This is a genomic window from Devosia sp. (assembly GCF_036563435.1).
Classification (GTDB): Bacteria; Pseudomonadota; Alphaproteobacteria; order Rhizobiales; family Devosiaceae; genus Devosia.
Map to the genome: position 1 here is coordinate 773,684 of NZ_DATCMJ010000018.1, position 16,723 is coordinate 790,406.

Here is a 16,723-nt window from a genome sequence, read left to right on the forward strand (position 1 = left end):
ATTTGATGGAGCATTGCTCGTGGCGATAACAGCCGAACTCGACGCTGCTTTTCCAGAACGCCTGACTTTTGCCCACGATACAGATCGGGCCCGCCTGTCGGATGTTGCGCTCAAGGCCTATCGGCGGCTCGCGGAGCAATGGGGTCTGTCCGGTCAACAGGCAGCGGCCCTCCTCGACATTTCGATGAGCACATGGGAGCGGCTGAAGCCGGAAGGCAGGGGCAAGGTGCTGAGCCAGGATCAGATGACCCGCATCTCGGCCCTCGTCGGCATCTACAAGGGCCTCCACCTCCTGTTCGCCGATGACATGGCCGATCGCTGGCCCCGCCTCCGCAACAAGGCACCGCTTTTTGCGCATCAGAGCCCTATCGAGTCGATGATCGGGGGCGGTATCCCGCACATGGTCGAAGTACGCCGCTATGTCGATGCCGCACGTGGCGGGCTCTAGCGCCGTGCAAGTCGACGGTGTGCCCGTCGTGCGGGAGGCCTTTGGGCGGACCGTCCGCCTCGTCACCACAGCGCGGCTGCGCGAGGCGGTTCTCCTGGCGCTTGTAGACAGCGAGGAGGAACTGGCCTTGCTGAGCGAGATCGAAGGGGCGACCAGTGCACGCCTCGTAGCAGAAGATCGCGGCATATCGGGTCTTGCTGCCAATGAATTGGTCCATGACGTACCGCATGCCCGCTTCATCAATGCGAGCTTTGCCTATAGCAAGCCGCGCCAGCCCAACCGGTTCAACGGCGCCTATCGCGGCGCCTGGTATGCGGCGCTGGCGGTCGAGACCTGCCTGGCCGAGGTCGGGTTTCACCTCACGCGCTTTCTGGCCGATGCTGGCGACTTTCATGCCACGGTCGAATATGCCGAAATGTTTGCCAGCCTTGCCGGCGAGTTTGTTGATCTGCGCCAGGTCGATGAACACCCCTCCCTTGGCGAAGATCCGGCAACAGCCTATCCCGCTGGCAATGCCTTGGCCGATCGCGCTCGCAGCGAGGCCTTGAACGGGATCATCTATCCGTCCGTGCGCCATCGGGGTGGCACCTGCATCGTCGCACTGCGCCCCGCGGCAGTGCAATCGGTTCGGCAGGGGGCCGTCTATCGCATGATCTGGCGCGGGAGCCCGGAGCCGGTGGTGGAAGGGGGGCTATAGCCTTTACGGCCCCGCAGAATCTTCCCGCCTGCCCAGACTCCGCCACGATTGGCTGTGGACAGCATGCCGCACCCCCACATCGGGCTGAATATAGTTGCGAAAACAGCTACTTAGCGCTTCATCCGCTGCCTTGACACTCCCAAACCCCACCACTATGTTGCGCGCGACTTGAAAGGCGTCCGGAAAACCGGGAAAAGCCAGCCTGGGGGAGCGCGCGGATGCAAGAACCGCAAGACACCGAAGGGCGGCCGGACAGCGCCAAAGGGGTGACGGGCGATCTCGCATCGCGTATAGCCTCTGCCAAGCGGGAACGTCAGCTGGAAGACAACAGAGCTTCGGGCGGCGGGTCGGATAATTCGGGCATAGCGCGCGGTCTGCGCCTGGGCTCGGAGTTTGCGGCCGCCATTCTCGTGGGGACCGGGATCGGCTATGTGATCGATCAAGGCCTCAAGACCAGCCCCTGGGGCCTGCTCATCATGCTGTTGGTGGGCTTTGCCGCAGGTGTGCTCAACGTCATCCGCGCGGTTGCGGAAATGGATAAAGAGGCGAAAGCCTCGCCCGCTTCCGGCGCCGGCTCGGATGCGGTCACCGAAAAGCCGGACGATTTTTGATGACGACGAACGAGGGGCTGCACATTGGCCGGTACTGATCCGATCCACCAGTTTGTCATCGAGGACATGATCCCGATCCACCTCAGTGGCGATGGCACTGCAGGCAGCGGCCTGAATCTCTCCTTTACCAACTCGTCGCTGTTCATGGTGGCGACCGTTGTGGCTGTCAGCGCTTATATGCTGCTGGCGCCCGGCAAGCGCTCGCTGGTGCCTAACCGGCTCCAGCTCACAAGCGAACTGATGTATGAATTCATCGCCAACATGCTGCGCAGTTCGGCAGGCAAGCAGGGGATGGTCTTCTTCCCCTTCGTCTTCTCGCTCTTTGCCTTCATCCTCGTGGCGAACCTCTTCGGCATGGTGCCCTATTTCTTCACCGTGACCAGCCACATCATCGTCACATTCGCCCTCGCCATGCTGGTGATCAGCGTCGTGACCATCTATGGCTTCGCCAAGCACGGCCTGAAGTTCTTCAAGCTCTTCGCGCCCTCGGGCATCCCTGCGCCGGTCCTGCTGATCGTTGTGCCAATCGAAGTTGTCAGCTTCCTGTCGCGTCCGATCAGCCTCTCTGTTCGTCTGTTCGGCAATATCCTTGCCGGCCACATCACCCTCAAGGTTTTCACCGGCTTTGTGGTGTCGCTGGGCGCCGCAGGTTTCCTTGGCTGGCTGGGCGCGCTGCTCCCGCTGACCATGGGCGTGGCTCTGACGGCTCTCGAATTCCTCGTCGCAGCAGTGCAGGCCTATGTGTTTGCAGTGTTGACGTCGATGTATCTCAACGACGCGGTTCACCCTTCTCACTAAGACGTTGAGTCCCCTCCTCGGCGGGTCCCGCCGGCAACAAACGACCTACCCTCGAAAGGACTACAAAATGGAAGCTGAATGGGCAAAGTACATCGGTGCAGGCATTGCCACCCTCGGCATGGCCGGCGCTGCCCTTGGCGTGTCGAACATCTTCTCGAACTTCCTCACGGGCGCTCTGCGTAACCCGTCTGCTGCTCCGAGCCAGACCGGTAACCTGATCTTCGGCTTCGCCGTGACCGAAGCTCTGGGCATCTTCTCGTTCCTGGTTGCCCTGATCCTGCTGTTCGTCGCCTAATTCCAAGCGACCTATCGAACTGCCGTAGCCGGAGTCCCGGCTGCGGCTCATTCGTCCGGCCTCCGCTGGACCATGAATTTGAACGGGACCGAATGTAATGGTAACGCAGGCCTTCGCCCAAGAGGCGGAAACCCCAAGCGAAGAACATGTCGAGACGCCGGCTGCCGCTCATGGCGAAGCCGCCGATGGCCACGCGGCCACCGACACGCATGCGACGACCGAAGCCGGTCACTCCGATATCTTCCCGCCATTTGACCCAGCGACCTTCCCTTCGCAGCTCGCCTGGCTGGCGCTGACCTTCCTCGTGCTCTACGTGGTCATGAGCCGCCTGGCTCTGCCGCGCATCGGCTCGGTGCTGGAAGATCGCAAGGCCCGGATCGACGCTGATCTGGCTGCCGCCGATGCCAGCCGCCAGCAGACCGATGCCGCCATCGCTGCCTATGAGGCTGCTTTGGCTTCGGCGCGGAGCAAGGCGCAGGCGATTGCTGAAGAAAACCGCACCGCCATGCAGGCCGATATTGCCGGCAAGCGCGCCGCCGTCGAAGCTGATCTGGCCTCCAAGGTTGCCGCTGCTGAAGCCCGCATCGCCGCCACCAAGACGGCTGCCATGGCCAATGTCGACGAGATCGCTGCCGAAACGGCCCAGACCGTCGTCACCCAGCTGGTCGGCGATATCCCCAGCGACAGCGTCCGAGCGGCGGTCGCAAAGGTGAGCAAGGAGTAGGCCATGCCCGAGTGGATGGACAATAGTTTCTGGGCCCTCGTCGCCCTCATCATCTTCCTGGTCGCCGTCGGCTATTTCGGCATCTTTGGCGTCATCGGCAAGATGCTCGACGGCCGCATCAAGCAGATCGCCGACGAACTCGCCGAGGCCAAGCGCCTGCGCGAAGAAGCCGCTGCACTTCTTGCTGAATACGAGCAGAAGCGCGTTGCCGCTGAAAGCGAAGCCCAAGGGATCATCGCTGCCGCGCAGGACGAAGCCACACGCCTCACCACCGAGGCCCAGGCGTCGCTGGCCGATCTCGTCGCCCGCCGCACCAAGGCCGTGGAAGACAAGATCGCCCAGGCCGAGGCCCAGGCGATCGCCGAAGTGCGTTCACGCTCGGCCGACGTCGCCATCGAAGCGGCCCGCTTGGTCCTCACCGACGAAATGGGTCGTAAGGGCGGTCAGGTCGTCGACCGCGCCATCGCCGATGTGGGCAACCGCCTGAACTAAGGCGCTCCATTCCGATTGAATCCAAAGGCGGGCAGCAATTCCCGCCTTTTTCGTTTGTCCGGCGCCCCCCACCCACCCTCTCCCTGAAGGGGAGGAGCAGATCGGATATGAGGCACGATCCCGCCCCACCCACCGGCAAGTCCCTCCCCCTCTTCAGGGGGAGGTTGGGTGGGGTTCTTTCTTCCCCACAGAACAAGTCACCGACCACCGTTGACGCCCTCCGCGTTCTCCCTCATGGTGCCTCTGACTGCGGGAGAGCTGGTTCAATCCAGCGCCGAAGGAGCAACCGCCCCGGAAACTCTCAGGCCAACGGACCGCCGTCAGCACAAACACTCTGGAAAGCGGACCTTCACCGGTCCCACCGAAGGAGCAACCGGCGCTCAGCCGGGAAATCTCTCAGGGCAAGGACAGAGGGGGCACGACAATCGCCGCAAGGCGGGTGCAGTCGTGTCGCCTTGTTCAGTTCCGGGATGTGTTGATGGCCCAAGCCCCAACCGACGACCTCAAGATCACGCCGCTCCATGAACGGCATCTCCGTGCAAATGGCCGCATGGTGCCGTTCGGCGGCTATTCGCTGCCAGTGCAGTATCCGACCGGCATCATGGCCGAGCATAAATGGACCCGAGAGCACGCGGGCCTGTTCGACGTTTCGCACATGGGTCCGAGCTTTCTCCTGCTGAATGAGCGCAGCGGTGACGCGGAAGCCGATCACGCCGCGATCTCCGCCATTATCGAGCCGCTGATCTGCGGCGACATAGCCAGCCTCAAGCCCGGGCAGATCCGCTACACCCTGCTGCTCAACGACCAGGGCGGCACGCTGGACGATCTCCTGGTGGCGCGCTCGCCACTCGTCGCGGGCGGGCTCTATATCGTCGTCAATGCCGGCACCAAGGAAACCGACTTTGAGCGCATCGAAGCGGCCGCCGGCGACAAGGCCCGCCTGATCCGCGCCGATGGCACCTATGCCCTCATGGCCCTTCAGGGCCCCGAAGCCGCGAGTGTCATGGCCACCATCGCTCCCGGTGCGGCCGATCTTGGCTTCATGACCTACAACGCCTTCGACTGGGGAAGCGACAAGCTCATCGTCTCCCGCTCCGGCTATACCGGTGAGGACGGTTTCGAGATCCTCGTCGTCACCGCCGATGCCGCGGCGCTTTGGGACAGGCTGCTCTCGGACGAGCGGGTCAAACCCGTCGGCCTCGGCGCCCGCGACTCGCTGCGGCTTGAGGCCGGGCTACCGCTCTATGGCCACGACCTCGACGAGACCGTTTCGCCGATCGAGGCGGGTCTGGGCTTTGCCGTTTCCAGGCGCCGGCGCGAGGAAGCAGACCTTCCAGGTGCCGCCCGCATCCTCCAGGAGATCAGCAACAAGCCTTCCAGGCTGCGTGTGGGCCTGCTTGTTGATGGTGCACCTGCCCGTGAGGGTGCCGAAATCCTCGATGGCACAGGCGAGCCCGTTGGGACCGTCACCAGCGGCGGCTTTGCCCCCTCGCTTGGCAAGGCTATTGCCTTGGGCTTCGTGCCGCCCGCCCATGCCGAGATCGGCAGCAAGCTCCAAGTCTCCGTCCGCGGCCGGGCCCAGCCAGCCGAGGTCGTACCCACCCCCTTCGTTCCCCACCGCTACTTCCGCAAGACCCAAGCCAGTTGAGACCCGCAATGACCACCAAGTTCACGCCAGACCACGAATATATCCGCGTCGAAGGCTCCACCGGCACCGTCGGCATCACCCCCTATGCCCAGGAAGCGCTCGGCGACATCGTCTTCGTCGAGCTGCCCGAAGTGGGCAAGGTGCTCAAGAAGGGCGACGAAGCCGCTGTTGTGGAGTCGGTCAAGGCTGCTTCCGAAATCTACGCTCCCGTGGCCGGCACCGTCACCGAGGTCAACCAGGAACTCTCGGGCAATCCGGGTTTGATCAACGCCGACCCGGAAGCTGGCGGCTGGATCTACAAGATCACCATCGCCGACGCCGCCGAGATCGAGACCCTGCTCGATTCCGACGCCTATGCCGAACTAACCCTTTAAGAGTTCCCGATGCGTTATCTCCCCCATTCCCCAGCCGAGCGGTCCGAGATGCTTGGCGTGATCGGCGCTGCCGATATCGACGCGCTGTTCAGCGCCGTACCCGCACGCGCCTTGAAAAGCATCGATCTCCGCCTGCCTGCTCACAGTCCCGAGTTCTTAGTGGAAGCCCATATGCGGGCGCTCGCCGCCAAGAACCGTTCGGGCGCAGATGGCCCCTTCTTCGTTGGCGCCGGCGCTTACCGCCACCACGTTCCGGCAACCGTCGATCACCTGATCCAGCGCTCGGAATGGCTCACCGCATATACGCCCTACCAGCCGGAAATCTCGCAGGGCACCCTGCAGATGCTATTCGAGTTCCAGACCCAGGTGGCCAAGCTCACCGGCATGGATGTGGCGAACGCCTCGCTTTATGACGGCTCCACCGGCACAGCCGAAGCCGTGCTGATGGCCCGGCGCATCACCAAGCGCCCCAAGATCGTCCTCTCGGGCGGCCTCCACCCACATTACCGCGATGTGGTCAAGGCCTATCTCAAGGACGATGCCGATCTCGAATGCCTCACCGCCTCGCCGGAAGGCCAGGGTGACATCCTCGACCACATCGACGAGCAGACCGCCGCCATCGTCATCCAGACGCCAGACTTCTACGGCCACCTGCGCAACCTCAGGACCGCAGCCGATGCCGCTCACGCCAAGGGCGCGCTGCTGATCGTCGTCATCACCGAGGTGGTGTCGCTTGGCCTCCTGGAAGCGCCTGGTGCGCTCGGCGCCGATATCGTCGTGGCCGAAGGCCAGTCGATCGGCAACGCGCTCAATTTCGGCGGTCCCTATCTAGGTCTTCTTGCCACCCGCAAGGAGTTCATCCGCCAGATGCCAGGCCGCATCTGCGGCGAGACGGTGGATGCCGAAGGCCAGCGCGGCTTCGTCTTGACCCTCTCCACCCGCGAGCAGCATATTCGCCGCGAAAAGGCGACGTCCAACATCTGCACCAATTCGGGCCTGTGTGCCCTCGCCTTCTCCATCCACATGGCGCTGCTGGGGGAAGCTGGCTTCACCCGCCTCGCCCGCCTCAACCACGCCAATGCCTGCAAGCTGGCCGACGCCTTAGCTGCCGTGCCAGGTGTCGAGGTCCTCAACACGACCTTCTTCAACGAGATGACCATCCGCACATCGCAGCCAGCGGCCGCCCTGATCGAGCGCCTTGCCATGAGAGGCATCCTCGGCGGTGTCCCTGTGAGCCGACTCGAACCCGATGATCCCTCGGTCAGCAACCTGATCGTGCTGGCCGCGACCGAACTCACCACCGACGCCGACATCGCAGCGCTCTGCGCCGCCCTTGCGGAGGAACTCGCATGAGCATGAACAATCAGGGCCGGCCCACCGGCACCGGCACGTCTGGCTTCGCCGCCACCTCCGGCTCCGCCCTCCTCCCCAACGAACCCCTGCTGTTCGAAATCGGGGACACCGAGCATTCGGGCGTCGACCTGCCAGACGTCACCATTTCGGGCGATCGTCTCCGCGGCTTCGAGCGCAAGACGCCGCTCGATCTGGCCGGCCTCACCGAGCCCGAGGCCATGCGCCACTATGTCCGCCTGTCGCGGCTCAACCACTCGATCGACAGTGGGATGTACCCGCTCGGCTCGTGCACGATGAAGCACAACCCGCGCCTCAACGAGAAAATGGCACGCTTGCCCGGCTTCTCGGACATTCACCCCCTGCAGCCGGTCTCGACTGTGCAAGGCGCGCTGGAGCTGATGAACGAGCTCTCGCATTGGCTGATGACGCTCACCAACACTGCCGCCGTGGCACTAACGCCAAAGGCCGGCGCTCATGGTGAGCTCCTGGGCATGATGGCCATCAAGGCTGCACAGGAAGCGGCCGGCCAAAGCCATCGCAAGATCGTGCTGGTGCCCGAAAGCGCCCACGGCACCAATCCGGCCACCGCCGCGTTCCTCGGCTACACCGTCAAGCCGGTGCCCGCGCGTGAGGACGGCACCGTGGATGTGGAAGCGGTCAAGGCGGCGCTATCGCCTGATGTCGCTGCCATCATGCTGACCAACCCCAATACCTGCGGCCTGTTCGAACCGCAGGTGATCGAAATCGCCGCAGCTGTGCATGAGGCAGGCGCCTTCTTCTACTGCGATGGCGCCAACTTCAACGCCATCATGGGTGTGGTGCGGCCGGGTGATCTCGGCATCGACGCGATGCATATCAACCTGCACAAGACCTTCTCGACGCCCCATGGCGGCGGCGGTCCTGGTGCAGGTCCGGTCGTCTTGTCAGAGGCCTTGGCGCCGTTCGCGCCGGTGCCCTTCGTGCGCAAGGGCGAGAAGAGCCTTGAACTGGTAGAGCATGCCGAAGCGCAGGCGCTGGGCCGCGTTACGGCCTTTCATGGTCAGATGGGCATGTATGTGCGGGCGCTGACCTATATGCTGAGCCACGGCGGCGACGGCTTGGCCCAGGCGGCAGAGGACGCAGTGCTCAATGCCAACTATATCAAGGCTCGCCTGAGTCACGTCTTCTCGGTGCCTTTTCCCGACTACCCGACCATGCACGAGGCGCTGTTCGACGACAGTTTCCTCGAAGGCACCGGGGTCACCACGCTCGATTTTGCCAAGGCGCTGATCGACGAGGGCTTCCACCCCATGACCATGTACTTCCCCCTGGTCGTCCATGGCGCCATGCTGATCGAGCCAACCGAGAGCGAAAGCAAGCAGACGCTGGACCGCTTCTGCGACGTCATGGAAGAGCTTGCGCAGGATGCCAAAGCCGGCAACAGGGAACGCTTCACCGCGGCCCCGATGAAGGCCCCGCGTCGCCGCCTTGACGAGACGCGTGCGGCACGGCAACCAGTGCTGAAATGGGAACGGCCGGAGGAAACACTCAAGGCCGCTGAATAGAAGCAAAAAAAGCCCGCGGCTACGGCCGCGGGCTTTTCAACTCAGAAGCAGCGCGTCTTAGCCGCGCGTGTCGAAACCAACCCAGATCGTGATCTCTTCGCCGCCGAGATAGGGAATAGCGACGTTTTCGAGCACCTTCACGAACTCCGCCGAGCGGGCGGGAGCGGCGATGGCGACCGGGATGGTGTGCTTTTCCGAAAACACCGCCTGCCCATCGCGTTCAACGGCAAAGCGGATCGGCGCATTCACCGACGTCTGCTTGCCGGCAGGCCCGAGCAGCACACGCCCGACCACACCCATATTGACGGTGATCAGGCCATTCGAGACTACGCAATTGCGCGAGGTCTCGTCGATCACGCCCTGATACTGCAGCGCCCGCGCGTCGCCCGTGCGGCCATTGCCGTAGTAGAACATCGCCTCGCTGCCGGCGCGAACGCGTATCGGCGGACATGTCGTGGCGATGGCAGGCAGGGCATTGGTCTGCGCCTGGGCAACAGCCGCGGGGCTGGCCGTGGCGTTCTGTAGCTGCTGGTTCTGGGCGGCATTGCCGCTCCCCATCAGACCACCCATGGAGCAGGCTCCGAGCATCGCAGCGGCGGCCGCAACGGCCGACAGGCGCAGGACGGGGGAAACTATGGTCATCGCGTATCTCCTGACGCTGAGATTAGCTATTGGCAGCTTCAAGCGCCATGAGCACGGCCGGAGCGCCCGTGGCATTGACGCCGGGCGCATCCTCCACAAAAACGGCGTCAACGACGCCATTGCGGATGATCATCGCCGAGCGGATGAAGCGCTTGCCCATGCCCGAAAAGTCCTTAGCCATTCCCATGGCTTCGGCCAGGACAGCGCGGCCATCGGCAAGGAAGTCCATTTCCCCCAAAGCATTGCTGGCTTCGGCCCAGGCGCGCATGACATGCGCATCGTTGACGGAGGCACAGACGACCCGATCGACCCCTGCGGCGCGCAGCTTGGTCATGTTGGCGAGGAATCCGGGTAAGTGATTGACGTGGCAGGTCGGCGTGAAGGCGCCGGGCACCGCGAAGAACACCACTGTCCCCTGGCCCAAAGCAGCATCGGCAGTAGTTTCCACCGCGCCTTCGGCATTGACGAGTTTGACCGGCACGGAAGGAATTGGACTGCCGCTTTGGATCATCGATTAGTTGCCCCATGCCGCGCCGCTGCAGCGGCTTGTTCTGTTTACCGGGATACGGGGCTTTAGGCCCATCGACAAGGCTAAAAGCCCTATTCCCGGTCGGCTTTAGTTTGTTGGCCGCTCGAAACCGGCCGCATCACCTCGAAGGCTCCCTCATCCGTCAGGAACGTAAGCTGAACCTTGCTTCCCTCGAGACGGATCTGGTCGCCCTCCCCCAAAATCGGCACGAGCACTAGGTTTGGTTCCCGGCTTTTTTGCGGCGTGCCGAACAGCGGCTCGCCAGCTTCCGTGGCAACGATCAGCGACATGGGATCGACGCTGGGCTCTGCAACCGAGACGGCCAGCATCTTGTCCGAAGGCAGCACGGCCACCTCGGTGATAGGTGGCTCGGCCCCGTCCCAGGCGATGGGCGCAAGCGCCGCCGCCTGCTTGATGCGCAAGCCATTGGCGCGATCCGGGGCCGCATCGGTCAGCGGGAGCGAGAAGCGTGCCTGCGCGGGCACGCAAATATCCGAGCAGATGCCCAGCAGCGCCTCCAGTTCCACCCACGGCTGCCCCGGCTCCACCGTCAGCTCAACCGGGAGAATGGTCGGGCCCATATAGACATAATCGAGGTAGTCGGCCGTGTCCTGGCGCGTCGGATAGGGCCAGAGGATCCTGTGCGCCTTCACCCCGGTCGAGCCGGCGAGATCAAGCTCCGTGGGGAAGCCCGTCTCGCCCGGCACGCGCCAATAGGTCTTGTTGGTGGGTGGCATCATGATCTCGATGCCCACCATCGTAGTGCCGTCCGCCTTCACCGTGCCCGTGCTGATCAGCCGAAGCGCCACGCCCGGACTGACCTCCTGCCAAGGAGTTTCACCCGCGTGGACAGGCAAGGAAAGCAAGGCGATGGTTGCAGCGAGAACAAGAAGGCGCATGGCGAGCCATTAGCGCAGGATGGTGTTGAGAAAAAGCTGACGCGGCATCAGGCGTTCGTGATGGCGGGCGAGCTTTGCCGACGCTGCCCTGAGCTTGGAATCTGCCTGGCCGATGCCTACAATAAGGGCATGACATCGCTTGAAGGCCAATTTCTTGTGGCCATGCCGGATATGGCCGACGAACGCTTCGCAGAAAGCGTCATTCTTGTCGTTGGACACGGCGAGGAAGGCGCGATGGGGCTCGTCATCAACCATCAGCTGGCCGAGATGCGCTTCTCCGATATCCTCGACGAGCTCGACCTCGGTGATCCCGACGCAGTGATCCGCCTGCCGGATTCGATCCGTGAGCGGGCGGTGATGCGTGGAGGGCCGGTGGAGAAGTCGCGCGGCTTCGTGCTGCACTCGCCCGACTACAAGAGCGGCAATACCTATGCCGTCAACGAGGGCATCTGCCTGACGGCGACAGTCGACATCCTCAAGGCGATGGCCTTCGGGCCCGCGCCGCGCTCAGCGCTCTTCGCCCTGGGCTGCTGCGGCTGGAGCGCCGGGCAGCTCGAAAGCGAGATCGTCGACAATGGTTGGCTGACGGTGCCGTTCAGCCGTGAACTCTTGTTCGATACGCCGGTCGAGGATCGCTACGACGCGGCGCTGGCGAGCCTTCATATAACGAGAGCTACGCTCAGCCCCGATGCCGGCCACGCCTGATCAGGCTGGAACCACGCGGGCCAGCTGAGCGGCGAGTTGCTTGCTGAATTCGGGGGCCGTCATGGCCGCCCCGAAGGCAAAGCCCTGTCCCATGCGGCAGCCGAGCTGACGCAGGCGCTCGATCTCGCCAGTCGACTCCACCCCTTCGGCAATCACCGCCAGCCCAAGTTCGTCGGCCAAGGCCACAATGGCGCGGATGATGGGCATCTGCGTATGGCCGAGGCCGCTCGCCTCGTTGATGGTGACGAAGTCGGCCGGAATCTTGATCGTGTCCACCGGGAAGCGGTGCAGGTAGCTTAAGGATGAGTGGCCGGTGCCGAAATCGTCCAGCGCCAGTCCGAGGCCCATGCCCCGCAAGGCATCCAGCATGAAGGCGGAGTGCTCGGGATTGGTCATCACCTGCGACTCGGTCAGCTCGAGCTTGAGGTGACCGGCGATGCCGGGATGCTGGGCGATCACGGCGCGGATATCGTTGAGCAGGCTCTTGGCAGCCAGCTGGCCCGGCGAGAGGTTGACGGAGATGAAGAACTCCTGCGGCAGGCCCGGCAGGGTCGTCATCCAGTCGCGCATCTGGAACGCGGTCTGTTCGAAGGCGATGCGGCCCAGCCGCTCGATCTGGCCCGATCGTTCGGCAAGCGCAATGAACTCATTGGGCGCCACGGGGCCGCGCGTCGGGTGGAGCCAGCGCATCAGCGCCTCGGCTCCGGCGATCTTGCCCGAAACAATGTCCATGATCGGCTGGAACTGCACCTGCAGTTCACCCTGCGTCATGCCGCGCTCGAGGTCCTCCTCGCTGGCGCGGTTATAGGCCGCGATGGAGCGCGCGGAGGCGCGATAGGCCTCGATGCGGTCGCCACCCAGGCGCTTGGCGTAATACATGGCCAGCTCCGCGTCGCGCAGCACGTCGGCGGCTGTTGCCGGATTACTGTCATAGATGGTGACGCCGATGGAGCAGGACAGGGTCAGGTCCCGATCGCCGAAGTTGAACGGGGCTTTTAGCGCCTTGCGGATCTGCTCGGCCGTTTCGGCGATCTTGCCAGCCGCCTGTTCCGAGGCGAGGATCACGGCGAACTGGTCACCGGTGACGCGGGCCACGGTATCCAGCGGACGCATGATGCGCGCGATGCGGCGCGAAATCGCCAGCAGCACCGAATCTGCGGCAGAGTGGCCGACGCGCTCCTCGAGCTCCATAAAGCGATCGATATCGATCAGGAACACGGCCGGCTTGACGCCGCCCGGCGTCCGCGCCCGAACCAGCGCGCGCTCCAGCCGGTCGAGGAACAGCATGCGGTTAGGGAGGCCCGTGAGGCTGTCATGCACCGCGTCATGGAGGAGGCGTTCGCGCGAGGCGCGATCTTCGGTCACGTCCTGAAGCGTGCCGACGATGCGGTTCACCTGCCCGTCGCCGCCCAGCACCGGCTTCACGCGCATGCGGAAGCTGCGATAGCTGCCGTCGTGCCCGGCGATGCGCATGTCCGCAGAAACCTTGCCGCGGCGCAGCTCCACCAGGGTGTCGAAAGCGGTGCGGAAGCGGTCGCGATCATCGGGATGCACACGGTCAAGCCAGCGCTTGATCGCGCCGCGCAGGGCGCCGCGTTTTTCGCCCAGACGCGTGGCCAGTTCGTCGCTGACGGAGACGCGATCGCGTTCGATGTTCCAGTCGAAGACGAAATCGCCCGATCCCGTGAGCGCCAAGGCCCGCCGCTCTACCTCGGACAGGGTGCCGATGGACACCTGCCCTTCCGAGAAGGCGTGCTGCACTGCGGTGAAGCCCAGGAGCATGACGATCAGCACCAGGCCGCCACCGACGGCGGGCTGGGCGATGTCATTGGAGACCTGGCCGGAAAGCACCAGCCATGAATAGAACAGCCAAGCGATCAGGATGATCCAGGTCGGCACCAGCAGCACGGCGCGGTCGTAGCCGCGAAGCGCCAGCAGCAGGATCAGGAAAAAGCCCGAAACGCCGAGCAGCGCTAGAACCAGCCGCGCAATGCTGACGGCGATAGCCGGCTGCACGAAGGCAAAGGCAAAAAGCGCCAGAAACAGCGTCGCGAGACCCAGCGCCAGATGCACGAAGCGCAGGTGCCAGCGATGGAGGTTGAGATAGATGAAAAGGAAACCGGACAGTGTCGTGGCAATACCCGCCTCGGCCGCCGCCCGCAGGGGCTGCACGCCCCCGGCCGGCAGGCCAAGGATGCGCCCCAGGACGCCGAAATCGATCAGCAAATAGGCCAGCACGGCCCAGGCAAAGGCGGCGGTCGCCGGGAAGACGCCGCGTCCCTTGACCACGAACATGATGGTCAGGAACACCGCGGCCAGCGATGCGACGCCCAGCACCACGCCGCGGAACAAGGTGAATGAGTTGATGTAGTCGCGATAGGCATTGGGCTGCCAGAGGTAGAGCTCCGGCAGGTCTGCACCCGCCAGCTCCGCGACAAACGTCACCGTCGCACCGGGGTCGAGCGTCACCTCGAACACGTCGGCCTCGGCATCCACCAGACGCACAGGGCGAATGCCGGCGCTTGGGGTTATGGCGTTCAGCCGCTCGTCGCCCAGGTCGGGCTGGAAAATGCCCGAGCCCGGCAGGCGGAAAAACGGCGCCACAAGCAGGCGCTCGATCTGCTGGTCGCTGTCGTTGCGCAGCGCGAAAATGGCGAAGTTTGGAGTCGTGCCCGGCTCGCTGGCGAGCACTTCGATGCGTCGGATGATGCCGTCTGCGCCCGGAGCCGTCGACAGCTGCACCCGCCCCTGGGGACCTGGCTGTATCTCTATGACGTCGCTGAGATTAACCGCATTGATGTCTTCGGGAACGGTGATGACTTCGAAGGCGGCGGCCGGTGCCACAACGCCGAGGGCGAGGGCAAGACACATCGCAAGTGCAAAGAGGTGACGCATCAGGGGCGAGTATATCCTGCGGTAGGCTTCATTGTGGCAGCGCTACCGACATTGGCCACATCAGCCGGGCGGAGCGGCATCCACTTGGCGGGAGCGCCTCTTGGTAGCGGGGATTGACCCTTGCGACAAGGTTAGCAAGGTGTTGCCAAATGGCAACTAGCTTTAGCCGAGACTGCGCAGATACCGCGCGGTCTCGTACCGCTCCTTGGTCAGACCGAAGAGGACGTGGTCCTCCCAGCGACCGTCGATTTGCAGGTAACGCTCGGCAAAGCCCTCCTCGACAAAGCCGTTCTTCTCCAAGACCCGCCTCGAGGCCATGTTTCCCGGCAGAAACGCCGCATGGACGCGATGGAGGTCCAGCGTGTCGAAGACAAACGGGAGGCTGGCGGCGACGGCATCGGTCATCAGCCCTTGCCCGGCATATTGCTGCCCCATCCAGTAGCCAAGATTGACGAACTGCGCCGCCCGGCGCCGGATATTGGACAGCGTGATGCCGCCGACCAGCGTCTGCTCCTGCCGGAGGAAAACAAAAAACGAATAGTCCGTCCCTTCCTCCGCCTCGACCCGCGCCCGCTTAACGCGCATGGCAAAGACCCGCCGTCCGAGGTCAGCCTCGGTCCAGCGTGGCTCGAACGGCTTGAGAAAATCGCGGCTCGCGTGACGCAAGGCATACCAGGCGTCATAATCGCTCATCTGCGGCAGGCGCAGCACGACGCGCTCGCCGTGGAGGGCGATCAGCGGAGCAGGCGATGACCAGGGCCACAGCATGGCTTTGCTGCAGCCTAGCGCTTGAGGTGTTCGCTGATGGCGCCCAAGTCGGGCAGGTTGCCGATCGGACCGATACCGGCCAGGGTCGGGGTTCCCTGAGTAAAGATCTGCGCGGCTACGTCCTGCACGCGCTGTGCGGTGATGGCGTTGATCCGATCCACCGTCTCCTGCATCGGGATCGGGCGCCCCCAGAGGATCTGCTGGCGCGCCAACTGCCCGGCACGGGCTGATGGGCTTTCCAGTGACATCAGCAGGCCGGCACGGATCTGATTGCGGACCCGGACCACCTCGGCCTCGGTAATGCTTTCGGTGGCGCGCTTTAGTTCGTCGAGCACAACCGGCACGAGGTCGGCGACCTCCTCCTCACCCGTGGCGGCAGCGACGCCGAAGACGCCGCTATCGGCAAAGGCCCAGTGGAAGGAATAAACCGAATAGCAGAGGCCGCGCTTCTCGCGCACTTCTTGGAAAAGGCGCGAGCTCATGCCGCCGCCCAGAATGGACGCAAGGACCTGTGCCGCGTAAAAACCGTCGGCATTATAGGCCCGGCCCTCGAAGCCGACGACGATATGGGCCTGCTCGTGTTCGGAGATCAGCCGCTCCTCACCCCCCTGGTATTCCGCGCGTTGTGGCGCCGGTGCGCCATTGGGCTTGAGCTCAGCGAAGCGCTCGCGGGCCACCTGCACCAGTTCGTCATGATCGACGCTGCCGGCGGCGGCCATCACCATGTGGTCACCCACATAGTTGCGGTTCATGTATTTGCGGACCGTGTCGGGCGTGAACTCGCGCACTGAGTCGACCGTACCCAGAATAGTGCGACCGATAGGCTGCGTCGGGAAGGCGGCAGCCTGGAACAGGTCGAAGACATGGTCGTCGGGATTGTCGCGCGCTGCGCCGATTTCCTGGACGATGACCTGCTTTTCGCGGGTCAGCTCCTCCTCGTCGAAAAGCGAATTCTGCAGGATGTCCGAAAGGATGTCGGCGGCAAGCACCACATCGTCTTTGAGCACGCGGGCAAAGTAGCCCGTATGTTCAATGGACGTGGCGGCGTTGAGGTCGCCGCCCACATTCTCGATGGCCTCGGCGATATGGAGGGCATTGCGCGACGTGGTGCCCTTGAACGCCATGTGCTCGAGCAGGTGGGAAATGCCGTGCTCGGCCTTGCGTTCGCTGCGCGCGCCGGCCTTGACCCAGACGCCCAGCGAGGCACTTTCGAGATGCGGCATATCGTCGGTGAGCACCACCATGCCGTTGTCGAGGGTTGTCGATTGTACGCTCACGCCAGGCTCCTCCACGAGACCAGC

At 63.9% G+C, this 16,723-nt stretch carries 18 protein-coding genes and 1 riboswitch; of the genes, 12 read left to right on the forward strand and 6 right to left on the reverse strand.

Annotated features, from left to right (window positions below):
• The first annotated feature begins 19 nt into the window (after nucleotides 1–19).
• The 11 genes from VIL88_RS16120 (at nucleotide 20) to gcvPB (ending at nucleotide 8,984) form a co-directional block, all read left to right on the forward strand.
• The gene (locus tag VIL88_RS16120; protein ID WP_331990610.1) at nucleotides 20–448 is read left to right on the forward strand and encodes an antitoxin Xre-like helix-turn-helix domain-containing protein; all 429 of its coding nucleotides are present in this window, start codon (nucleotides 20–22) and stop codon (nucleotides 446–448) included.
• On the forward strand, nucleotides 420–1,145 hold the full coding sequence (locus VIL88_RS16125; protein WP_331990611.1) for an RES family NAD+ phosphorylase: 726 nt from the start codon (nucleotides 420–422) through the stop codon (nucleotides 1,143–1,145). Before VIL88_RS16120 ends, VIL88_RS16125 begins: the two co-directional genes overlap by 29 nt.
• Before the next feature lie 218 nt (nucleotides 1,146–1,363).
• On the forward strand, nucleotides 1,364–1,756 hold the full coding sequence (locus VIL88_RS16130) for an AtpZ/AtpI family protein (RefSeq protein WP_331990612.1): 393 nt from the start codon (nucleotides 1,364–1,366) through the stop codon (nucleotides 1,754–1,756).
• Between the two features lie 24 nt (nucleotides 1,757–1,780).
• Nucleotides 1,781–2,554: a F0F1 ATP synthase subunit A gene (locus VIL88_RS16135; protein ID WP_331990613.1), complete on the forward strand. Its 774-nt coding sequence runs from the start codon at nucleotides 1,781–1,783 to the stop codon at nucleotides 2,552–2,554.
• A gap of 67 nt (nucleotides 2,555–2,621) precedes the next feature.
• The gene (locus tag VIL88_RS16140) at nucleotides 2,622–2,849 is read left to right on the forward strand and encodes a F0F1 ATP synthase subunit C (RefSeq protein ID WP_331990614.1); all 228 of its coding nucleotides are present in this window, start codon (nucleotides 2,622–2,624) and stop codon (nucleotides 2,847–2,849) included.
• A 97-nt stretch (nucleotides 2,850–2,946) separates the two neighbouring features.
• On the forward strand, nucleotides 2,947–3,573 hold the full coding sequence (locus VIL88_RS16145; RefSeq protein ID WP_331990615.1) for a F0F1 ATP synthase subunit B: 627 nt from the start codon (nucleotides 2,947–2,949) through the stop codon (nucleotides 3,571–3,573).
• A gap of 3 nt (nucleotides 3,574–3,576) precedes the next feature.
• Nucleotides 3,577–4,065, forward strand: coding sequence for an ATP F0F1 synthase subunit B (locus VIL88_RS16150; protein WP_331990616.1), 489 nt, complete (start codon nucleotides 3,577–3,579; stop codon nucleotides 4,063–4,065).
• A gap of 240 nt (nucleotides 4,066–4,305) precedes the next feature.
• Nucleotides 4,306–4,392, forward strand: a riboswitch (glycine riboswitch).
• A 151-nt stretch (nucleotides 4,393–4,543) separates the two neighbouring features.
• Nucleotides 4,544–5,713: a glycine cleavage system aminomethyltransferase GcvT gene (gcvT, locus tag VIL88_RS16155; protein ID WP_331990617.1), complete on the forward strand. Its 1,170-nt coding sequence runs from the start codon at nucleotides 4,544–4,546 to the stop codon at nucleotides 5,711–5,713.
• 8 nt (nucleotides 5,714–5,721) lie between these two features.
• Complete coding sequence (gene gcvH / locus VIL88_RS16160; protein WP_331990618.1) at nucleotides 5,722–6,087, forward strand: glycine cleavage system protein GcvH; 366 nt, start codon at nucleotides 5,722–5,724, stop codon at nucleotides 6,085–6,087.
• A gap of 9 nt (nucleotides 6,088–6,096) precedes the next feature.
• Entirely contained in the window at nucleotides 6,097–7,440 is a 1,344-nt protein-coding gene (gene gcvPA, locus VIL88_RS16165; protein WP_331990619.1) for an aminomethyl-transferring glycine dehydrogenase subunit GcvPA, read from the forward strand.
• A complete protein-coding gene (gene gcvPB / locus VIL88_RS16170) occupies nucleotides 7,437–8,984 on the forward strand; it encodes an aminomethyl-transferring glycine dehydrogenase subunit GcvPB (RefSeq protein ID WP_331990620.1) in 1,548 nt (515 codons plus the stop codon). The genes gcvPA and gcvPB overlap by 4 nt, the downstream gene beginning before the upstream one ends.
• A 57-nt stretch (nucleotides 8,985–9,041) precedes the next feature.
• On the opposite strand, the gene VIL88_RS16175 is transcribed toward gcvPB, so the two are convergent.
• From VIL88_RS16175 to VIL88_RS16185, 3 genes are all read right to left on the reverse strand, one after another.
• Nucleotides 9,042–9,626: a hypothetical protein gene (locus VIL88_RS16175; protein WP_331990621.1), complete on the reverse strand. Its 585-nt coding sequence runs from the start codon at nucleotides 9,624–9,626 to the stop codon at nucleotides 9,042–9,044.
• Between the two features lie 22 nt (nucleotides 9,627–9,648).
• Nucleotides 9,649–10,137: a peroxiredoxin gene (locus VIL88_RS16180; RefSeq protein WP_331990622.1), complete on the reverse strand. Its 489-nt coding sequence runs from the start codon at nucleotides 10,135–10,137 to the stop codon at nucleotides 9,649–9,651.
• A gap of 89 nt (nucleotides 10,138–10,226) precedes the next feature.
• Entirely contained in the window at nucleotides 10,227–10,964 is a 738-nt protein-coding gene (locus tag VIL88_RS16185) for a protein-disulfide reductase DsbD domain-containing protein (protein WP_331990623.1), read from the reverse strand.
• A gap of 219 nt (nucleotides 10,965–11,183) precedes the next feature.
• On the opposite strand from VIL88_RS16185, the gene VIL88_RS16190 reads away from it, so the two are divergent.
• The gene (locus tag VIL88_RS16190; RefSeq protein ID WP_331990624.1) at nucleotides 11,184–11,759 is read left to right on the forward strand and encodes a YqgE/AlgH family protein; all 576 of its coding nucleotides are present in this window, start codon (nucleotides 11,184–11,186) and stop codon (nucleotides 11,757–11,759) included.
• Here the strand turns inward: VIL88_RS16190 and VIL88_RS16195 are convergent, their stop codons facing one another.
• From VIL88_RS16195 to VIL88_RS16205, 3 genes are all read right to left on the reverse strand, one after another.
• Nucleotides 11,760–14,654: an EAL domain-containing protein gene (locus VIL88_RS16195; RefSeq protein ID WP_331990625.1), complete on the reverse strand. Its 2,895-nt coding sequence runs from the start codon at nucleotides 14,652–14,654 to the stop codon at nucleotides 11,760–11,762.
• Nucleotides 14,655–14,816: 162 nt separating this feature from the next.
• On the reverse strand, nucleotides 14,817–15,422 hold the full coding sequence (locus VIL88_RS16200) for a GNAT family protein (protein WP_331990626.1): 606 nt from the start codon (nucleotides 15,420–15,422) through the stop codon (nucleotides 14,817–14,819).
• 14 nt (nucleotides 15,423–15,436) lie between these two features.
• A complete protein-coding gene (locus tag VIL88_RS16205; protein WP_331990627.1) occupies nucleotides 15,437–16,699 on the reverse strand; it encodes a pitrilysin family protein in 1,263 nt (420 codons plus the stop codon).
• Nucleotides 16,700–16,723 lie beyond the last annotated feature (24 nt).

Coding starts and splice junctions, on each gene's coding strand:
- VIL88_RS16200 (WP_331990626.1), bottom strand. CDS start 15,422: ATGCTGTGGCCCTGGTCATCGCCTGCTCCGCTGATCGCCCTCCACGGC.
- gcvH (WP_331990618.1), top strand. CDS start 5,722: ATGACCACCAAGTTCACGCCAGACCACGAATATATCCGCGTCGAAGGC.
- gcvT (WP_331990617.1), top strand. CDS start 4,544: ATGGCCCAAGCCCCAACCGACGACCTCAAGATCACGCCGCTCCATGAA.
- VIL88_RS16150 (WP_331990616.1), top strand. CDS start 3,577: ATGCCCGAGTGGATGGACAATAGTTTCTGGGCCCTCGTCGCCCTCATC.
- VIL88_RS16190 (WP_331990624.1), top strand. CDS start 11,184: ATGACATCGCTTGAAGGCCAATTTCTTGTGGCCATGCCGGATATGGCC.
- gcvPB (WP_331990620.1), top strand. CDS start 7,437: ATGAGCATGAACAATCAGGGCCGGCCCACCGGCACCGGCACGTCTGGC.
- VIL88_RS16125 (WP_331990611.1), top strand. CDS start 420: ATGTCGATGCCGCACGTGGCGGGCTCTAGCGCCGTGCAAGTCGACGGT.
- VIL88_RS16145 (WP_331990615.1), top strand. CDS start 2,947: ATGGTAACGCAGGCCTTCGCCCAAGAGGCGGAAACCCCAAGCGAAGAA.
- gcvPA (WP_331990619.1), top strand. CDS start 6,097: ATGCGTTATCTCCCCCATTCCCCAGCCGAGCGGTCCGAGATGCTTGGC.
- VIL88_RS16175 (WP_331990621.1), bottom strand. CDS start 9,626: ATGACCATAGTTTCCCCCGTCCTGCGCCTGTCGGCCGTTGCGGCCGCC.
- VIL88_RS16130 (WP_331990612.1), top strand. CDS start 1,364: ATGCAAGAACCGCAAGACACCGAAGGGCGGCCGGACAGCGCCAAAGGG.
- VIL88_RS16195 (WP_331990625.1), bottom strand. CDS start 14,654: ATGCGTCACCTCTTTGCACTTGCGATGTGTCTTGCCCTCGCCCTCGGC.
- VIL88_RS16180 (WP_331990622.1), bottom strand. CDS start 10,137: ATGATCCAAAGCGGCAGTCCAATTCCTTCCGTGCCGGTCAAACTCGTC.
- VIL88_RS16140 (WP_331990614.1), top strand. CDS start 2,622: ATGGAAGCTGAATGGGCAAAGTACATCGGTGCAGGCATTGCCACCCTC.